The sequence below is a fragment of the Vibrio sp. ArtGut-C1 genome (assembly GCF_002105475.1).
GTDB classification, from domain to species: domain Bacteria; phylum Pseudomonadota; class Gammaproteobacteria; order Enterobacterales; family Vibrionaceae; genus Vibrio; species Vibrio diabolicus.
Genome location: NZ_NCTH01000017.1, coordinates 84,210 through 102,198, shown reverse-complemented (window position 1 = coordinate 102,198; position 17,989 = coordinate 84,210). Strand labels below are relative to the sequence as shown.

Here is a 17,989-nt window from a genome sequence, read left to right as displayed (position 1 = left end):
GCAGTTTCTGTTGAGGAGTCAGTGTAATTTTCATAGTTCGTAGCATGATCCTGATTCTAAAGAAAATCAAGCATCTTCAATGATCACGGGTATATTTCCCGGCTTACGCATTGGCTATATGATTCCGCCAAAATCTTTAATAGATCCAATTTCAAATATGTTATGGCACTTGGGACGAAGTACATCTGTGGTGTCTCAAATCCTACTTGACGAATTCATGCGTGACGGTCATTTCTCTCACCATTTACTCAATATGAATAAAATCTATAGCGAAAGGTACCATAAACTCACTCAATTAATTGACAACGTAGATTGCTTACAACGTATTCCGAGCCAAGGTGGGTTACATATAGCAGCTGAAGTATCGGGGTGCGCGACAAAAATGGTGAATAAGCTTGCTTCATCCAATGTAGCGGTTTATCCATCATCGCATTTTTCTATCAACAATCATTCTAATGCCATCTTATTTGGATTTGGCATTATCCCTACCCCCAAAATAGAAGAAGCGTTTGATATTATTCAATCAGTATTAGATTAAACCGAGATAGTAGCAAGTATCTCATACTAAAGCAGATATAAAATTGCCCCTTCAAAAATGTCATAAACTTAAAGAGTCATAGACTTATGAAGAGGCAATATCAATTATATTTGCACCAAATATCAATACATGGTTTTAAATATCAATTTATGGTTATTTCAGCACTTGTTACATTCAGTCGATTTACTCTTTACCGAACACGTTGTTCTCTTGTTCTTGAACGCGGATGAATGTAGTACGCTTGGTTAGCTCTTTAAGCTTTGCTGCACCCACGTATGTACAAGTTGAGCGAACGCCGCCAAGGATGTCTTGAATAGTGCCGTGAACGCTACCACGGTATGGCAATAACACGGTTTTGCCTTCGGCTGCGCGGTAGCCAGCAACACCACCTGAGTGCTTCTCCATCGCGCTCTTCGACGACATTCCATAGAACTTCATGAACTTCTCGCCGTCTTTCTCGATCACTTCGCCGCCTGACTCTTCGTGGCCCGCTAACATACCGCCTAGCATAACAAAGTCCGCACCGCCGCCGAATGCTTTGGATACATCACCTGCGCATGAGCAACCACCGTCACCGATGATCATGCCACCAAGGCCGTGCGCTGCATCGCCACACTCGATGATTGCAGAAAGCTGCGGGTAACCAACACCCGTTTTTACACGAGTTGTACAAACTGAGCCAGGGCCAATGCCTACTTTCACGATGTCTGCACCAGCGAGGATCAACTCTTCACACATATCACCAGTAACCACGTTACCCGCAGAAATCACCTTGTCTGGGAACTCTGCTCGCACGCGTTCAACATACTCGACTAAATGCTCTGAGTAACCATTTGCAATGTCGATACAGATGAAAATAAATTCATCTGAAAGCGCCATAATATCTTTGGTTTTTTGGAAATCCGCGTCAGATGTTCCCGTAGACACCATTACGTTATTCAGGGTTGCTTTATCAGCTGATTTAGCAAACTCAGCCCAATCTTCTACCGTGTAATGTTTGTGAACAGCAGTCATTACACCATGCTCAGCTAGCGCTTTAGCCATTGCAAAGCTACCAACCGAATCCATGTTTGCTGCGATTACAGGCACACCAGACCATTGACGACCACTATGCTTGAATGTAAAATCGCGGGTTAAATTTACTTGAGAACGGCTCTTAAGGGTAGAACGTTTCGGGCGAAACAGTACATCTTTAAAACCTAACTTAAGTTCTTGTTCGATACGCATTGTGTAATTCCTTGATTCATATGTATATGTGTCATCTCAGAGTGCGTAGTGATTTCGTTGGCAGACGAGTTCACTGTTCTTCGGACACAAAAAAACCGGAGCGTTGGCAGACGCTCCGGTTTTCAGCATTATAGGCTGTGATTTATTTCCTACAAGTCTGATATTTGAATTTTTTTTGTGATACCATCTTGATAATCGCATATCAAAAACACTCCTCAAGTCGTTATTTTTTCTCATTATTTATAATTATCAACAACTTAAGAAAACGTTTAAGTTAACCTATTGCGCAAACCTTTGCGTCATACCTTTAAAATGAAAACGCACAACCTCTCAAATCTGCCTAAAACTCAATCACCTAATACTAAGATGCCCTGCTAATTCGTAAAAAGTACTCAAAAAAATCGACCAATTTTCTCAACAATGCATGAAATATAATTAAGTTCGATAGAGTTCTTGGGTGATAGCGGTACGAAGAGTGCTAACGACATCACTTGCCAAAAGACCAATTTGACCATGCTGACTCACGTTTATATCGGCAGCATGACTGTGGAGTACCACACCTAAACGTGCCGCGATGGAAATGGGTAACCCTTTAGCTAGCAATGCACCAATAACACCTGATAGCACATCTCCCATTCCGCCCGTCGCCATTCCTGCGTTGCCCGCTAGGCAGACGTACATTCTCGTTCCATCGTAAATAAGCGTTCCCGCACCTTTTAAAACCACCACACCGCCATAACGCTCTTGCAGTTGTCTTGCAGCAGAATATCGGTCACTTTCTATTTGTTGAGTGGTCACATTTAATAGTCGAGCTGCCTCTCCAGGATGCGGCGTGATCACTCGCTGGTTGTCGCACACCAAAGTGCCATCACATCGTTGACTTAGCATCGCTAGAATATTGAGCCCATCAGCATCAACAACTTTAGGTTTCTGTTCTTGAGCCAGATATTGATAGGCTTGATAAGCCCACTCATCATCACCAAAACCTGGACCAAACACCAATACTTCAGCCCAGCGAATGCGTTTAGTTAAGTCGTTCTCAGTATCCCTGAGTAAGTCGGCGGTGATGCTTTGGCTCATTACTTCTGGGCAGCCAATCTGTAGTGGAATAAGGCTACTCGGGTGAGTAATTGCGGCAGTTAAACCCGCTCCGGATCTAACCGCTGCAGAGGAACATAAACGAATCGCTCCTGACATACCTTGGTTACCACCGACACAAAGTAGTTTGCCATTGTCACCTTTGTGTGCTGTCGGGTTTGGCTTGAGCATTAACCTTGAAACAACCTGATGATCAATACCTAGTGCACTTTCTACTTCGATAGAATCAAACTCAACATTTACACCCAATCCACAAAAGTGGAGTTCACCAACTCGATCTCTCGCTTGTCCGGTGCACAAGCCTTGCTTAACACCAATGAAGGTTACAGTATGCTCAGCATGAATGGCATCGCCTAAAATAGCACCTGTATTTGCACACAACCCGGAAGGAATATCGACTGCAATCACTGGGGTGTGAATTTGATTGATTTGCTCAATGTAGCGACGGTACTCCGAACGAACCTCACCACTTAAACCAGTGCCTAACATGGCATCAATGATCACATCGGCTTCTAGCAATGCGGTATTCCACTCATCCCAATCATTGTTAACACCATCGATGGACTGCCAATCTTGATATGCGCGTAAAGCATCACCTTTGAGCGCAGTCACATCACCAAGTTGGAAAACCTGTACATTGAGTTGCGCTTGTTTAGCAAGCGAGGCAAATACGTATCCGTCACCACCATTATTCCCTTTGCCACAAATGACCAAGATATTTTTTGATTTGGGATACAAGTGTAAAAAACGCTCATACACAGCCATACCTGCGCGTTGCATTAAGCTATACATAGAAACACCAGCCATTTGCGCTGCCAGCGTTTCACCGTTTTTTACTTGTTCTGCGGTGTAGAGTTTTAGGGCGAGATTAAAGTCCATCTTCACGTTCTGCGCATTAGGAAACACAATTATAAGTATACAAAAAAGCCAAGGCGAACCTTGGCTTTTGAGAAAGTTTTTTATCGCTACTGACTCTGAGACATCAATGCTTCAGCCGTCGCGTCTTGTATAGATAAAAACAACGAATTGATTTTTCCAGTCGGTGTACGCATGGGGTTCAGCGTAACGTTCTGGTACATAAACTCCGCTTGCTGAGTGACAGGACGTACGTTACGGCAGCGGAACAAGTAAGGACGCTGGCGCCACGTAATAAAGCTGCGGCAACCTAAATCATACACGGGCTTTGTTTTTAACTTAAACCATTCCTGCGGGATTTCAGGGAAGATATCAAAGATAGAACGACCAATTGCATCATGAGATTGCAAACCACTGTGATGAGTCATAAACCCATTCCACACTTGCACATTATAATCTCGGTCAATGACGACGAGCCCCATGTCGACGTTTTGTACCATGTCTACCATCCAATGGAATTGTTCAAACTCTGCTGGCATATTCAACATTAGAACTCCTCCATTAGATATGACAGTTTGTTATCGAGCAGCGGCAAAGATTCATCGACGAACATAAACAATAAATCACAACGGATTGACGTTCCCTCAATGTTGTAGCTCACCTCGAATGTCATGGTGCGGCTGAATGCGCCCGTCGTAGACTCAATGATCGAATCAATTGATATATGCTGACCAAGAAGCACTGGAGGGCTTTGGAAGAATCGCACTTCAGATTGTTCGCCTAAGCCATTTAAGAATGACCCCACCAAGATATTGGAAATATCCATGAGCAGCTCAAGCTCTTCCAGTTCGTCGCTGTCAGCTGGCACTTTCATCAACTTCTTGAGATCCGATACGCTCGAATCGCTCAAAATCACCAGCGCTTCACCCGCAATACCTTCGCCACAAAAGCCCTGACAAACGCCCGATACGTTATCATGCGACGCTAAGTCACGGAGTGCCATGTGTAGTTCGCTCACTTCGAAGATATTAACGTTCGGAAGCGGTAATTGCACAAACACATCAAAATGACGCGCCAATGCATCTGCGGCTCGACCAATAGAGACGTTCGCTACTTCCATATAAATATCGCGACGACGTAAAATCGGTAACTCAATAGAAACAGGCGTGATAATTTGAGGACGAGGCTCTGGCTCAACCAACTCTTTAAGCGCATTCTTGAGTTCATCTTTGGCGATCGGTTTTTGAATAAACGCTTTTGCGCCCAGTGCGAACACACGTTCTTTCGCTTTAGGTTGGATATCCCCCGACACCACAACCACGGGAGTTTTATTCCCTAACCGCTGCATGTTTTCTAGTGTTTCAAAGCCATCCATTTCTGGCATGGTCAAATCAAGAAACATCAATTTAAACTCGTTCTTTTCGAGTTCTTCTAGCGCATTTTTTCCGTGGATAGCAAACGTAATATCGGCATTCAATGTGGCTGGTAGTGATCTCGCCATCTGTTTGCGTGCTAACGCTGAATCATCACAGATGAGTACGGGAAAAGACATTCAATCACCTTTTTATATTCCACAATCTGCGCCGGAGTCTAACAGATTGTTACAGCATGTAATACGAGAAAACTGACGAGTTTTTATTTCTTTTTTATTCAATAAGCATACGCAATATGAATGGATGAGTGAACAAAATGGCGAAAAAGCAAACATCCCATTCGCTGTTTAGTGACATGAAACAAACATGGATAAAACGCCTCCATTAAAAATAAGCACAAAGTTGCATTTTAAATTAAAAATCCGTTTTTACTCCCACTCTATCTGCTCAGTATGAGTAATGGGTAAATCGGTATCACGTAGCAATAAAAAAGCACCCTTTCATAGGGTGCCTTGAATAATGTATTCATCAATAAAATGTCACGTCTATGGCACACCGTGACCTTTAGAAGCCACCCATACGCGATACCATTGCTCTCGAGTCAATTCGATATTCAGCGCATTTACTGCCGTTTGCACACGCTCAATCTTACCAGAGCCAATGATTGGAATTGGGTTAGATGGCAAACGACGTACCCAAGCGTAAATCACTTGGTCAATGCTAGTCGCCCCCACTTCTTCGCGAATCGCTTCTAATTCGTTGCGAACACGAACGGCTTGCTCACTGTCACCACTGAAGATTGAGCCACCACCGAGGCAAGACCAAGCCATTGGGCGCGTACGCAGCATTTGCATTTGATCAAGCGTTCCATCATGTGCAACTTCAAAATTAAGCGGGTTGATTTCCACTTGGTTAGTCACAAGAGGCTTACCTAAACGAGATTGCAACAGCTCAAACTGGCGTGGAGTAAAGTTAGATACACCAAAGTGCTTCACTTTACCCACTTTGTGTAACTCTGAGAATGCTTCAGCCACTTCATCGGCATCCATTAACACGTCAGGGCGATGGATTAAAAGCACATCGATTTCGTCCACATTCAAACGCTCAAGCGAGTTATTCACCGATTGGTAGATGTGAGCGGAACTTGTATCGTAGTGATTGATCTTACGCTCTGGTGTTTTATCTCCGCACAGGTTGATATCACACTTTGTGACGATCTGAATCTGCTCTCGCACGCTCTTATCGAGAACAAGTGCTTCACCAAACAACTTCTCACACTCGTAATTACCGTATATGTCTGCGTGATCGACCGTGGTAATGCCTAACTCAATATGTTGCTTGAGGAATGACAAACGCTCTTGAGCAGTCATGCCCCAATCAACTGCACGCCAATATCCTTGGACCAGCTCTGAGAACTCAGGGCCTTTTGGTGCAGTCACAACTTTTGCAACCATGGTTTTTCTCCTTCAATTGATCTGCATTCATCGTAGTCTTGTTTTCACATCGGCTCAACGGGTAAACTTTGGCAATTCGAACTGGAGTACGAAATATGTCTTTTGCCCAACGCCTAGCCACCTTGATCGGAGAAGAAAGCATCAGCGGATTTGCACGACGCGTTGATGTGTCTGAAGCTTTAATACGCAAATATTTAAAAGGCAGTGAACCGAGCCTTACGAAAGCAAATCAAATTGCGATGCGAGCCAACTGCTCTCTTGAATGGTTAGCGACCGGATGTGGTTATTTATATCGCCGCGCTGAAGTCGTAGATATGGATGCGTACAAACTTGCATTTCAACACGTTATGAATCAGCCGTTGCCAGATGAGGCAGAAGAACAGCACCGTAAGCTCATCGCTGGCTATCAATACCTGCGTGCGCACAAAAAATCGGATGGATTTTTGGACGAGTCTGCGATGGCGACCTTCCTATCTCTCCATAAAGAATCTAAAAACGAGTCACTTTAACATCGATAATTTCGCCATCGCTGTGCAATTCCACATTTAAAGACGGTGATGGCGACGAAAACTCGTCCGGTTTTACCCAAAATAAGCTTCGAATCGTTTCTTGCGGATAGCGGTTTATCAACAAGATAACTTCTTTATCGACGAGCTCAGAAGATTTCTTTTCCAGTGCTTCAAAGACGTCATAGTGCTCTTGTCCGATAGTTATACTACGTAAAACCAACCCGTCTTTTCTTAAATTGAGGATTAAGTCATTGAGACTTTGCCATTGATATTCGGTCAAAAAAGAGAACTGAGCACTGTCCTTTCCCAAAACAACTTCACCATACAGATGCTGCTGATAGTACGAAAAATCGTCCAAACAAAATGTGCTGAAATACGTTGAAGCATCTTGCTGCTGCACGTCACAGCGATACCAGCTTCCCTTTGTTTCTATACGCTCTTTTAAATTGGAATACGGCATTGCAGACAACGTGTCCTGCCACCAACTCTGGGTTGAAAATGCTGGAAACGTTACCGAAAAACAACATAAAGAAAACAGGACTCGAGGATAAAAGCGCATGAATTACTCTGGTTGATTAACATCGACCCCAGACATTACCGACTAGTAGAAATTGTTCAAGATAAAAATAGTGGCAGGTAGTGCGGAAAGTTGTGAGCAGAAATTAAGAAGGCGCACATTTGCGTGCGCCTCTACCTCGTTACTCAATCGTGAGTGTGCGAATCGGAGATGTCTATTGATGCATCCCGAACATAAAACGAGGACTTACCGTAGGGTTTGAATCCATCCAAATTGTGTGTAAAACCTCACATCCCTCCTTCTGAAGCAGTCATGTTGCTTTACACCTAAAGCATGGTTCATTTTGCTCAAAAAACAAGTTTTTTATCCCAAATTATGAGAGCAATAGCACAGTCTTGGTGAATGAATGATATCGCGACACTTCGAACACTCAATAGTGAAAAGCTAAATTGCATCTTTATTGATTAGGTCTAGACTCTGCGAAGCGTATACTTTCTCGCGTCCCTTCCACCAGCAACAGGAGAACTTGTTAATGACCAAACGAGAGAGAATTGTGAAATCTGTGTTAGCGCACGTACCGAAAGATGCGATTAACCAGTTTGTCTCTCGAGGGTCCACACCATTTTCTGTCCTGATTATGGCCGCAATCGTTGGCACACTAGCTGGTTTTGTCGGCACTTACTTCGAACTTGCGGTTCATTTTGTTTCTGAAACCCGTACCGAATGGCTGAGAAGCGAAATCGGTAGCGTACTTCCTCTTTGGCTTGCTGCGGTGCTGATCAGCGCGTTGCTTGCTTTTATTGGCTACTTTCTTGTTCACCGCTTTGCCCCAGAGGCGGCGGGCTCAGGTATCCCTGAAATTGAAGGCGCGATGGACAACATTCGCCCTGTGCGTTGGTGGCGAGTCCTGCCAGTAAAATTCTTCGGCGGCATGGGCGCACTTGGCTCCGGAATGGTACTTGGTCGCGAAGGTCCGACAGTTCAAATGGGCGGCGCAGTTGGTCGAATGGTGACCGATATTTTCCGTGTGAAAGATGACGATACTCGTCATTCTCTACTCGCTTCAGGTGCCGCTGGTGGTTTGGCTGCCGCCTTTAATGCCCCACTCGCAGGCATTATGTTCGTTGTGGAGGAAATGCGACCTCAGTTTCGCTATTCTCTGATCTCAATTCGCGCGGTGATCATCTCTGCTATTATGGCCAACATTGTGTTTCGCGCCATCAACGGGCAAGACGCTGTCATCACAATGCCGCAATATCACTCTCCAGAGCTTCAGTCCCTTTGGTTGTTTTTATTGCTTGGCGCATTGTTTGGCGTATTCGGAGTGATCTTCAATAAATTGATTACCGTGGCACAAGACAGTTTTGTTGCAATTCACAAAAACGATCGTAAACGCTATTTAATCGTGGGTTCACTACTTGGTGGCATTTTTGGTCTGCTTCTCTTATACGTGCCGCAGCTAACTGGCGGTGGCATCGGCCTTATTCCTGATATTACCAATGGCAACTACTCGGTATCCGTTTTAGTTCTGCTTTTCTTTGGTCGCGTCATCACGACGTTGCTATGCTTTGGCTCTGGTGCGCCGGGTGGTATCTTTGCACCTATGCTTGCTCTGGGGACCTTGTTTGGCTATGCATTCGGAGCGAGTGCTGATGTGTTGCTTCCTACGCTTGATATCGAACCTGGCGTATTTGCTATTGCGGGCATGGGGGCCCTGTTTGCTGCAACGGTACGCGCACCGATCACGGGCATTTTGTTGGTGATTGAAATGACCAATAACTACTACTTAATTCTACCACTTATCATTACTTGTTTAGGTGCCGTGATTATTGCTCAGTTGTTTGGCGGACAACCGATTTACAGCCAGTTGCTACATCGTACAATCAAAAACGATAAGTTACGTCAGCAGGATCTTCCTGAAAACCAATCGACATAATTCTCGCTTTGTTATTATTTCGCTCCAAACTATCGAAGGGTTTGGAGCGATAAACTCTACATTTTTACATCCTTTCCCAAATATTCGATACCAAACTCACAAAAATACCATTCTCTGATATTTCCTCATCACCTTTCATGAGTAAGCGCTCTCTAAACTTGCTAGTATTCGCTACTCAAATAGAGCATTTCATCCAAATCATCACGTTTCGTTTCATTCAGGAAAAAATCAAATGGAGTAGATTTGAACTGGAGAAGACTTGTGCAGTTTTATAGCGTTCCGCCGTCTCAAGCCGCGTTAGCGCTAGGTATGATAGGTTTAGGACAAGCTTGGGCACTCTATGTCCCTGAAATTGGTGAACCAATACGCCCATTTTTAGCGTCACTCGGCGCGCTTTTACTCGCCCCTGTGCTGATAAAATATGCCACGAATCCACGATTATTTATGGTCGACATTCGTCACCCATTGAGCGGTAGCTTAATGGCACCCATGAGTATGGCGTTACTGATCCTTGCAGACTATCTTGCTTCTGTAGCGCCAATCATTGCTTATCCACTCTGGTTTATGGCACTTTTGCTGCATTTTACTATGATGGTACTGTTTTTTAGCTTTCAGCTAATGAACTTCAAAATGTCGAATATCGTACCTAGCTGGTTTCTCTATCCAGTGGGACTGATCAGCAGCTCATTAGCAGGCTCCCAATTGGGTCACAACCTATTCTCTGAAACCTTAGCGATGATGTGCATTGGCATTTATTTCTTTATGTTACCGCTGGTGCTCTATCGTTTGGTGTTTTTCGGATCTCTACCGAGACGAGCCAGGCCGACCCTCGCAATTATGGCCGCACCGGTAAACTTGTCATTGGCGGCATACTTGGTGAACTTTCCCCTGCCCGATCCGATACTGACTGGCGCATTAGCAGGGATTGCTATCACAATGACGTTATTGATCTACCTGTGTTACTTCCGCTTACTTCGATTGAAGTTTCAACCTTCTATCGCGGCGGTAACCTTTCCTTCCGTGATCAGTGCCATTGCGATGCACCGCTTAACCTCCTTTTTTGCCGAATCGCATCCACATTGGCACTGGCTACACGATTTTGGCTTTTTAGAGCTCAGCATTGCGACTGTGTTGGTGGTTTGGGTATCGGCAGGTTACGTCAAAATGTATTGGCCAGAAATCGTTAAGTCGCCCTCTAAACAAGCATAAAAAACGGCCTCATCTGAGGCCGCTGTTTATCTCTATCAATAAGACATCAACCCGCAAACTTCGCCATGAAGTTCCCAATGTTAGTCAAACTCGATGCCGCCATTACGATAACAATCGCTGCTCCAGTTAGCGTTAAGTACATTGGGTGTTGGTAGTCACCGACAATATCTTTGCGTTTTGTCGCAACCAATACAGTGCCCAAAACGATAGGAAGAATAATGCTGTTCACTAGGCCCGCTAGCATCAAAAGAAGAATTGGCATGTCCATGGTTACCGTGCCTAGCGAGGTTAAGATAATGAAACCAACACACCACGCTTTCTCGTTTCGCGCCACAACTGGGAAAAGCGTCTTAATTAATGATATAGCCATGTAAGAGTTGCCAACCACAGACGTGATGGAAGCTACAAACAGTACTAAACCAAAGATGAAGTAACCAAGCTGGCCAGCACCTTGACGGAAAGCATCCGCCGCAGGGTTAGCCGTATCCAGCGTTGCGCCTGTCGCGATAACGCCAAACACCGCCAAAAACAGTAGGATTCTAATAACCACCGCGATAGAAATACCAGCCCACGCTGTTGAGGTGATGGAAGGCACGTTCTCTTTGCCTTTCAAGCCGATGTCTACTAGGCGTTGTGCCCCCGTGTAGTAACCGCCAACTGCACCGCCAACGATAGTCAACGTAGGCAGAAGCAAACTACCAACATCCATAGGCATCACCGCTGCACTTAGTGTCTCTCCCATCGGAGGTAAGCTCGTCATAGCCACGTATGCGATCAGAACGATCATGAACAAGCCAAGGTAGCGGGCCATTTGGTCCATTCGTTTGGAGGCGTTATGAACCACAAACAACAAACAGCCAACGACACCGGTAAACAGTGCGCCCCATGTTGTGTCCACGCCCGTTAGCACATTGATGCCTAACGCTGCGCCACTCACGTTGCCAAAGTTAAACGCCACTGCACCAAGCGCAAGGAGAATACCAACACCATAACCCATGCCGGGTGCCACTTTGTTCGCAATGTCTTGGATTCGCATGCCAGAAACGCCGACAATACGCCACAAGTTCATCACAATACCAAACGTGATAAAAATGGAAGCCAAAACTGGAAATGCCATGTCGACTTTGTAGATATTTGTGAAGACTGCGGTTTGAGTCAAAAAGCCGGGACCAACAGAGGTTGTCGCCATCAAAAAAGCGACACTAAGCATGGCTTTCTTTTGCCAACTACTTTCTGTAACTGGAGCTGAAATAGAGGAGGTGCTGATAGTGCTTTGTGTAGTCATGCTGAGTCCCAAATTTGTTGTCTTTCTATTATTAGAAAATAGAAAGACAACTGACCGAGATCAGCTGAACTTAGAGAAATATTTCTTTTTAAAACAAACGATTACAAGTTGCAGCCGTTCATTGGGCGCATATATTAAGAGCAACGAATGTGACTGTCAATACACAATTGCATAATTACTATTTATTGCGACTCACTTGACGATGATTTGGATATAAAAGATATAAAAAAGGATGGCAACTCGCCATCCTCTCTCAATTTTATTTGTCGATTTGATTAACGCAGGCCATGCAGAAATTCAGCACGGGTCGCTGGGTTGCTCTTAAAAATACCACCTAACGCCGTAGTCGTGGTTTCACTGGTGGCATCCATCACGCCGCGTGACTTCACACAGTAATGCGTCGCGTCGATAGTCACCGCTACATCGTCAGACTCAAGCAATGTTTGCAAAGCAACAAGAATTTGCTGGGTCATACGCTCTTGAACTTGAGGGCGTTGCGCAAAGAAACGAACAATACGGTTGATCTTAGACAGGCCAATGATCTTACCGCGAGGAATATAAGCAACAGCGGCTTTACCGTCGATTGTCACAAGGTGGTGTTCGCACGTACTGGTCACAGTAATGTCTTTCACGCGAACCATTTCGCTCACGTTCATCTTGTTTTCGATAACGGTGATCTTGGGGAGGTTGGAGTAATCCAAACCAGAGAAAATCTCGTCCACGTACATTTTTGCAATGCGGTGTGGCGTTTCTTCTAAGCTATCATCCGTAAGGTCGAGCTGAAGCAGACCAAGAATCTCACGCATGTGGTATTCAATCTTTTCCTTCTTCTCTTCACGGCTAACGGCATTAGGGCGCATTGGTGTTTCTAACCCGCGTTGCTCTAGCGCTTCTTTCACTAACTTTGCTGACTCGCTAAGACCTGACATTCCACTTCCTCTTTTGTAACTACCACTCTCGGTGTGAAATACAATTGCCGTGTTTTCATCCCGTAGCGTTAAAGTCGCTCAGTCCGATGTTTATAACGCCAAGGCACATAACAAGAATACACTGAGCTATTTTCTCATGCTCCGTAGGAACTTTACCCCTTTCGGATGGGTGACAAGGATACTCGGATTTTTGAATAATTACACCCATATTTTATAGGTGGACATTCTTACTCGGTCCCCTTTTATGGTAGAGTTGCCACAAAACAAAAGAACATAGGATTATCTCAATGGGCTGCTGCGACGCACCTGGCTTGATGCCAATTGAAGAAGCGATGGATAAGATGCTATCGCGAATCAAACCTATCCAAACGACACTTTCTCTTCCTCTTGCTGACGCTCTGGGTTTTGTGCTGGCTGAAGACATTTTATCGCCAATTCACGTGCCCCCTTTCGACAATTCAGCGATGGACGGTTATGCCATTCGTATTCAAGACCTAGAAGTGTCTACAGTGTTGCCTCTGGCAGGTAAATCCTTCGCAGGTCAGCCTTTTGAGGGTGAATGGCCGGCAGGCACTTGTGTTCGAATCATGACTGGCGCGAAAATTCCGGAAGGCTGTGATGCCGTTATCATGCAAGAAAATACGGAAGTGATCGACGCTGGTATTCAGTTCAACCAAACGGATGTGAAGCCGCAAAATAACATCCGCCCTACGGGTGACGACATCAAGCAAGGCGATATTGTATTGGCAAAAGGCGCGCGCCTGACACCGCGCGATATTCCAATGATTGCCTCTCTTGGTGTCAGCCATGTCACCGTCGTGCGTAAGCCAAAGGTGGCATTTTTCTCCACAGGTGATGAACTTAAACCATTGGGTGAGCCACTCAAGGCGGGTCAAATCTACGACAGTAATCGTTACGGTATTAAGCCGCTGATCGAAAACTTTGGTTGTGAAGCGATTGATCTTGGCATTATCCCTGATTGCCCAGAAACACTAAAAGCAACGTTTGAAAAAGCACAAACGCTTGCGGATGTGGTTGTAACGTCTGGCGGTGTCAGCGTTGGTGAAGCAGATTACACCAAAGACATTCTTGAAGAACTTGGCGAAATCGGTTTCTGGAAACTGGCAATCAAGCCGGGTAAGCCTTTCGCATTTGGCAAGTTAAGTACTGCTTGGTTCTGTGGGCTACCAGGTAACCCTGTATCTGCGGTGCTAACAATGTACGTACTTGTTCAACCAATGTTGGCTAAATTGGCAGGCCACACTGAATGGAAAGCACCTGAGTCTATCCCTGTGACGACTAAAACCGCATTTAAGAAAGCGCCGGGACGTACAGACTACCAACGCGGTATCTATACTCTAGAAAACGGTAAATTTGTCGTTGAAACCACTGGCAACCAAAGTTCAGGAGCCTTCCGCTCAATGAGTTTGGCAAACTGCTTTGTTGTGTTGGAACGTGAGCGTGGCCGTGTGGAAGTTGGCGAAACGGTTCAAATCCAACTGTTTAACTCAACGTTATACTAGGAACGTACCGTGGATATTCTTTCCGATCAGGAGATGCTGCGCTATAACCGCCAGATCATTCTTCGTCAGTTCGATTTCGAAGGGCAAGAAGCACTCAAACAAAGCTCGGTGCTTATTTTGGGTGCTGGCGGTTTGGGTTGCGCTTCTAGCCAATACCTTGCCACGGCTGGTGTTGGCAATATTACGTTTATCGATGACGATATTGTTGAACTCTCCAATTTACAACGCCAAGTATTGCACCACGACGCCGATATTGGCCGTAAAAAGGTTGACTCCGCGGCGGATGCGTTGCGGGAACTTAATCCTCATATCGAAGTAAATACCGTTGCTAAACGCCTTGACGACATTCAGCTTCAGGCTTTGATTGAACAACACACTGTGGTGGTCGATGCTTCAGATAACGTCGACACTCGCAATCAACTCAACCGACTCTGCTTTGCAACAAAAACACCGCTTATTTCTGGTGCAGCCATTCGTATGGAAGGCCAAGTGAGTGTGTTTACGTACGACGACCCAACTCAACCGTGCTATCAGTGTTTGAGCGCGCTATTCGGCAGCAGTGCATTAAGTTGCGTTGAAGCTGGCGTAATGGCGCCTGTTGTGGGTATTGTTGGCGCTGTACAAGCGATGGAAACCATCAAGGTGATTGCAAATTACGGCCAACCCAAAAAAGGGAAGATCCTCATTCTCGATGCGTTTAGCATGTCCTGGCGGGAAATGAATTTGATGAAAATGCCGACCTGCCCTGTTTGTGGCTAAGTAACGCTGTCAGCTTATCAATGAAGATTCTCAAAAAGCTCAACGTAACGTTGAGCTTTTTCTTATTCTGAGATTCATATTTCGAACCAAATAACTTACCGATATAAAATTCATTATAAACAGTAATTTAAAAACTGGCACATTCCTTTCATTGCATATCATACAAACCAATGAGAGGGCGAATCATGAAAAGGACATCACTATTACTTGGATCTCTGTTCGCAAGCGCATACGTAAGCGCAGCGCCATTCGACACTTGTCCGAGCAAAGCATATTTATTCCAATCGACCCCAGTGCAAGTTTACGGCGTTAATCTGGTTACCGGATCAACCAAGTTACTGACCGACGATGTGGGCTTAGCATCTGGTATTAACGGCGTCGGTTTCAACTTCACTGATCGATACATCTATGGTTACGATACAACCAACTTGAAAATCGTACGTTTAGGCCAGGACTTTCAAGCAGAAACTCTCAACGTACAAGGGCTTCCTAGCCATACGTTTTTTGTCGGTGACGTGTACAACCACGTATACTACTTGTATCGCAAAGGTAAAGGGCTGTTTTCCATTGATCTGTCGCCGTTAGATACGGACCCAAATGCTACCTTAATCCTGAATAAAATCACATCAAATGCAAGCGTGAGTTTAACCGATTTTGCGTTCCACCCTGGCGACGGTGCGCTCTATGGTATCGATAATGGGTCTGGCGTATTGTATAAATTCGATACAAAAACAGGCCAAGCAACCGCGATCGGCAATACAGGGGAAACGGGTACCTTTGGTGCAGGCTACTTTGATGTAAACGGAAACTACTACGTATCGCGTAATCAGGACGGCAAAATTTATCGCGTCGACTTATCAGAAAACAATGCAGCCAATATCGCTGCGGGCATTGTTCCTGCTGTAGAGTTTGTGTCTAACGGTCCAAGTTCCAGCCAAAATGACGGTGCCCGATGCGCGAACGCTCCTGTTATTGACGAAGACGAGCCAATTGACTTTGGTGATGCACCTGACACTTACGCTACCTTGCTCTCTTCTAACGGACCACGCCACGCTGTTGATGGTATAACTTGGCTTGGCACCATTGCGCCAGATGGTGATGCCGATGGACAAGTGGCTCCGTCTGGAGATAACAAAGTTGGTACAGCAGATGAAGATGGCGTCGGCTTTGTTACCGCACTCGACCCAGGGTTAAGTTCACTAGTGAACGTAACTGCATCGACATCCGGCTACTTGTCAGCTTGGTTTGACTGGAACCGAGATGGTGACTTTGCTGACGAAGGTGAGCAAGTATTCACTGATGAGTTACTCTCTGCAGGCAGCAATACGCTTCCATTTGTCGTCTCTGAACTGGCAACCGCAGGTCCTAGCTGGAGCCGATTCCGCTTTAGCCAACAAACTGGTCTGAACTTCGATGGCGGATCAACATCAGGTGAAGTAGAAGATTACCCAATCACAATCACTGAAAACGGCGTATCCGTACAGCACTTCCCAAGTGCCGATTCCTACGCAACGGTCGCGTATGAAGACAACTGGCCCTACACCGCTGACTACGACATGAATGACGTTGTAATTAAGTTCCGTATGACTGAAACACGTATGGCCGGCACGGTGGAAAATATCCAAATTAGCGGAGATCTGGCCGCCTATGGGGCTGGCTATAAAAATGGCTTTGCTATTCGTCTACCTGGCGTTTCGAAAGCAAGCATTGAAAACGGCTTAACAAAGCTAACGTTTAATGGCAAAGAACAACCGACCAACGGTCTAGAAGCGATATCAGAAGAAGCCATCTTCATTATCAGTGACGACCTCAGTCAGTATGCGCAAAGTCAATGTGCGTATTTTCGAACCCAAACGGGTTGTAATGATAACGTCGCGTTGTCTTTCACACTGACCATCTACTTTAAGGAAGGAGCCGACCGCTCAGCGCTACAGGCCATGCCTTATGACCCATTTATCTTTGCCACCCCCAATACATATCACGGCGATGGCATCACCTTTCAACCAGGTAGAAAATGGGAAGTACATTTGCCAGACCAAGCACCAACTGAGCAGTTTGATGACGCAAACCTATATGGCGTGGGCGTAGACGCAAGTGACCCGGCTCGAGGCGTGTACTTCAAAACAGCGAACAACCTCCCTTGGGCATTGCTTATCGTCGAAGAGTGGAATTGGCCGCTAGAGAAAGTTGACTTAGTTGACGCTTACCCAGAGTTTGCCACCTACGCCGAGTCTGGTGGGCGAGAAGGAGCAAACTGGCATACCCAACCTAAAGCAAACAAACGTTACATTCCATAGGAGAAACATCATGAAAAACTTAATCACAATCATCATGGGATTAGCGTTAACAGCCTGCGGCGGTGGCGGCGGTGGAGACAAAAGCAACGATAGCGCTACTCCACCTCCAGCTCAAACTACCGTTATTGTTGAAGAGCCAAGCATGCAAAATTTAGACGTACCAGATGGGTTCGATTATGACCCAAGGTTAGAAAGCTCACTTGCGGTAGATATTAGTGGTTACTCTTTACAGCGCGCACATCTGAGCATTTATAAGGAGTACCGTGAAGATGCGTCTGGAACCTACCAAGCGAAATATTCGAGCAATATTGCTTCTGCTGCGCTGACGAGTGGGAAAGCTAAATTAGACTTCTCCACCTCGGACAGCCAAGATAACCTGTTAGTCGAAATTTGGTTCTACGATGGCTCAGAACCTCTTCAAAAAGTCGTCTCAACCGGAAATACGACATGGCGCATGTAAGATGCTCTATTGGTGAGCAT

16 protein-coding genes are annotated in these 17,989 nt (G+C 45.4%); 8 read left to right on the top strand and 8 right to left on the bottom strand.

Annotation, left to right across the window (positions count from 1 at the left end; all coding sequences use genetic code 11):
* The first annotated feature begins 79 nt into the window (after positions 1–79).
* Entirely contained in the window at positions 80–538 is a 459-nt protein-coding gene (locus B7360_RS15415) for a hypothetical protein (protein ID WP_254048125.1), read from the top strand.
* Between the two features lie 183 nt (positions 539–721).
* Here B7360_RS15415 and B7360_RS15410 read toward each other — a convergent pair whose 3' ends face one another.
* The 5 genes from B7360_RS15410 to B7360_RS15390 all read right to left on the bottom strand — a co-directional run bounded on the left by B7360_RS15410 (position 722) and on the right by B7360_RS15390 (position 6,545).
* The gene (locus B7360_RS15410; protein WP_005396079.1) at positions 722–1,765 is read right to left on the bottom strand and encodes a GMP reductase; all 1,044 of its coding nucleotides are present in this window, start codon (positions 1,763–1,765) and stop codon (positions 722–724) included.
* Positions 1,766–2,200: 435 nt separating this feature from the next.
* Entirely contained in the window at positions 2,201–3,742 is a 1,542-nt protein-coding gene (locus B7360_RS15405) for an NAD(P)H-hydrate dehydratase (RefSeq protein WP_085343917.1), read from the bottom strand.
* Positions 3,743–3,828: 86 nt separating this feature from the next.
* Positions 3,829–4,266 carry a PAS domain-containing protein gene (locus B7360_RS15400; RefSeq protein ID WP_005396081.1) on the bottom strand — a complete coding sequence of 146 codons (438 nt, stop codon included), beginning with the start codon at positions 4,264–4,266 and terminating at the stop codon, positions 3,829–3,831.
* Positions 4,266–5,270: a response regulator gene (locus B7360_RS15395; protein ID WP_005396082.1), complete on the bottom strand. Its 1,005-nt coding sequence runs from the start codon at positions 5,268–5,270 to the stop codon at positions 4,266–4,268. Before B7360_RS15395 ends, B7360_RS15400 begins: the two co-directional genes overlap by 1 nt.
* 366 nt (positions 5,271–5,636) lie before the next feature.
* The gene (locus tag B7360_RS15390; RefSeq protein WP_085343916.1) at positions 5,637–6,545 is read right to left on the bottom strand and encodes an aldo/keto reductase family oxidoreductase; all 909 of its coding nucleotides are present in this window, start codon (positions 6,543–6,545) and stop codon (positions 5,637–5,639) included.
* Positions 6,546–6,640: 95 nt separating this feature from the next.
* Between B7360_RS15390 and B7360_RS15385 the strand changes: the two genes are divergently transcribed.
* Positions 6,641–7,054: a helix-turn-helix transcriptional regulator gene (locus B7360_RS15385; RefSeq protein WP_005396084.1), complete on the top strand. Its 414-nt coding sequence runs from the start codon at positions 6,641–6,643 to the stop codon at positions 7,052–7,054.
* Here the strand turns inward: B7360_RS15385 and B7360_RS15380 are convergent.
* Positions 7,035–7,613 (bottom strand): hypothetical protein, encoded by a 579-nt coding sequence (locus tag B7360_RS15380; RefSeq protein ID WP_164673223.1) that lies wholly within the window; start codon positions 7,611–7,613, stop codon positions 7,035–7,037. The two genes, B7360_RS15385 and B7360_RS15380, sit on opposite strands and share 20 nt — an antisense overlap.
* 490 nt (positions 7,614–8,103) lie before the next feature.
* Between B7360_RS15380 and clcA the strand changes: the two genes are divergently transcribed.
* Positions 8,104–9,507: a H(+)/Cl(-) exchange transporter ClcA gene (clcA, locus tag B7360_RS15375; RefSeq protein WP_074190503.1), complete on the top strand. Its 1,404-nt coding sequence runs from the start codon at positions 8,104–8,106 to the stop codon at positions 9,505–9,507.
* Between the two features lie 261 nt (positions 9,508–9,768).
* Positions 9,769–10,716 carry a TDT family transporter gene (locus B7360_RS15370; RefSeq protein ID WP_074190502.1) on the top strand — a complete coding sequence of 316 codons (948 nt, stop codon included), beginning with the start codon at positions 9,769–9,771 and terminating at the stop codon, positions 10,714–10,716.
* Positions 10,717–10,762: 46 nt separating this feature from the next.
* Here the strand turns inward: B7360_RS15370 and B7360_RS15365 are convergent, their stop codons facing one another.
* Positions 10,763–12,001, bottom strand: coding sequence for an NRAMP family divalent metal transporter (locus B7360_RS15365; RefSeq protein ID WP_006741126.1), 1,239 nt, complete (start codon positions 11,999–12,001; stop codon positions 10,763–10,765).
* A gap of 275 nt (positions 12,002–12,276) precedes the next feature.
* Entirely contained in the window at positions 12,277–12,930 is a 654-nt protein-coding gene (folE, locus tag B7360_RS15360) for a GTP cyclohydrolase I FolE (RefSeq protein WP_085343914.1), read from the bottom strand.
* Positions 12,931–13,217: 287 nt separating this feature from the next.
* On the opposite strand from folE, the gene moeA reads away from it, so the two are divergent.
* The 4 genes from moeA (at position 13,218) to B7360_RS15340 (ending at position 17,969) form a co-directional block, all read left to right on the top strand.
* On the top strand, positions 13,218–14,453 hold the full coding sequence (gene moeA / locus B7360_RS15355) for a molybdopterin molybdotransferase MoeA (protein ID WP_085343913.1): 1,236 nt from the start codon (positions 13,218–13,220) through the stop codon (positions 14,451–14,453).
* A 9-nt stretch (positions 14,454–14,462) separates the two neighbouring features.
* Positions 14,463–15,212, top strand: a complete 750-nt coding sequence (gene moeB, locus B7360_RS15350; RefSeq protein WP_006741129.1) for a molybdopterin-synthase adenylyltransferase MoeB — start codon at positions 14,463–14,465, stop codon at positions 15,210–15,212.
* Between the two features lie 185 nt (positions 15,213–15,397).
* Positions 15,398–17,509 carry an LruC domain-containing protein gene (locus B7360_RS15345; RefSeq protein WP_085343912.1) on the top strand — a complete coding sequence of 704 codons (2,112 nt, stop codon included), beginning with the start codon at positions 15,398–15,400 and terminating at the stop codon, positions 17,507–17,509.
* 10 nt (positions 17,510–17,519) lie between these two features.
* A complete protein-coding gene (locus B7360_RS15340; RefSeq protein ID WP_085343911.1) occupies positions 17,520–17,969 on the top strand; it encodes a hypothetical protein in 450 nt (149 codons plus the stop codon).
* Positions 17,970–17,989: the final 20 nt, after the last annotated feature.

What these genes read in the sequence shown, in the direction of transcription:
- B7360_RS15415 (WP_254048125.1), top strand. Translation starts at nt 80, where the DNA reads ATGATCACGGGTATATTTCCCGGCTTACGCATTGGCTATATGATTCCG.
- B7360_RS15410 (WP_005396079.1), bottom strand. Translation starts at nt 1,765, where the DNA reads ATGCGTATCGAACAAGAACTTAAGTTAGGTTTTAAAGATGTACTGTTT.
- B7360_RS15405 (WP_085343917.1), bottom strand. Translation starts at nt 3,742, where the DNA reads ATGGACTTTAATCTCGCCCTAAAACTCTACACCGCAGAACAAGTAAAA.
- B7360_RS15400 (WP_005396081.1), bottom strand. Translation starts at nt 4,266, where the DNA reads ATGTTGAATATGCCAGCAGAGTTTGAACAATTCCATTGGATGGTAGAC.
- B7360_RS15395 (WP_005396082.1), bottom strand. Translation starts at nt 5,270, where the DNA reads ATGTCTTTTCCCGTACTCATCTGTGATGATTCAGCGTTAGCACGCAAA.
- B7360_RS15390 (WP_085343916.1), bottom strand. Translation starts at nt 6,545, where the DNA reads ATGGTTGCAAAAGTTGTGACTGCACCAAAAGGCCCTGAGTTCTCAGAG.
- B7360_RS15385 (WP_005396084.1), top strand. Translation starts at nt 6,641, where the DNA reads ATGTCTTTTGCCCAACGCCTAGCCACCTTGATCGGAGAAGAAAGCATC.
- B7360_RS15380 (WP_164673223.1), bottom strand. Translation starts at nt 7,613, where the DNA reads ATGCGCTTTTATCCTCGAGTCCTGTTTTCTTTATGTTGTTTTTCGGTA.
- clcA (WP_074190503.1), top strand. Translation starts at nt 8,104, where the DNA reads ATGACCAAACGAGAGAGAATTGTGAAATCTGTGTTAGCGCACGTACCG.
- B7360_RS15365 (WP_006741126.1), bottom strand. Translation starts at nt 12,001, where the DNA reads ATGACTACACAAAGCACTATCAGCACCTCCTCTATTTCAGCTCCAGTT.
- folE (WP_085343914.1), bottom strand. Translation starts at nt 12,930, where the DNA reads ATGTCAGGTCTTAGCGAGTCAGCAAAGTTAGTGAAAGAAGCGCTAGAG.
- moeA (WP_085343913.1), top strand. Translation starts at nt 13,218, where the DNA reads ATGGGCTGCTGCGACGCACCTGGCTTGATGCCAATTGAAGAAGCGATG.
- B7360_RS15345 (WP_085343912.1), top strand. Translation starts at nt 15,398, where the DNA reads ATGAAAAGGACATCACTATTACTTGGATCTCTGTTCGCAAGCGCATAC.
- B7360_RS15340 (WP_085343911.1), top strand. Translation starts at nt 17,520, where the DNA reads ATGAAAAACTTAATCACAATCATCATGGGATTAGCGTTAACAGCCTGC.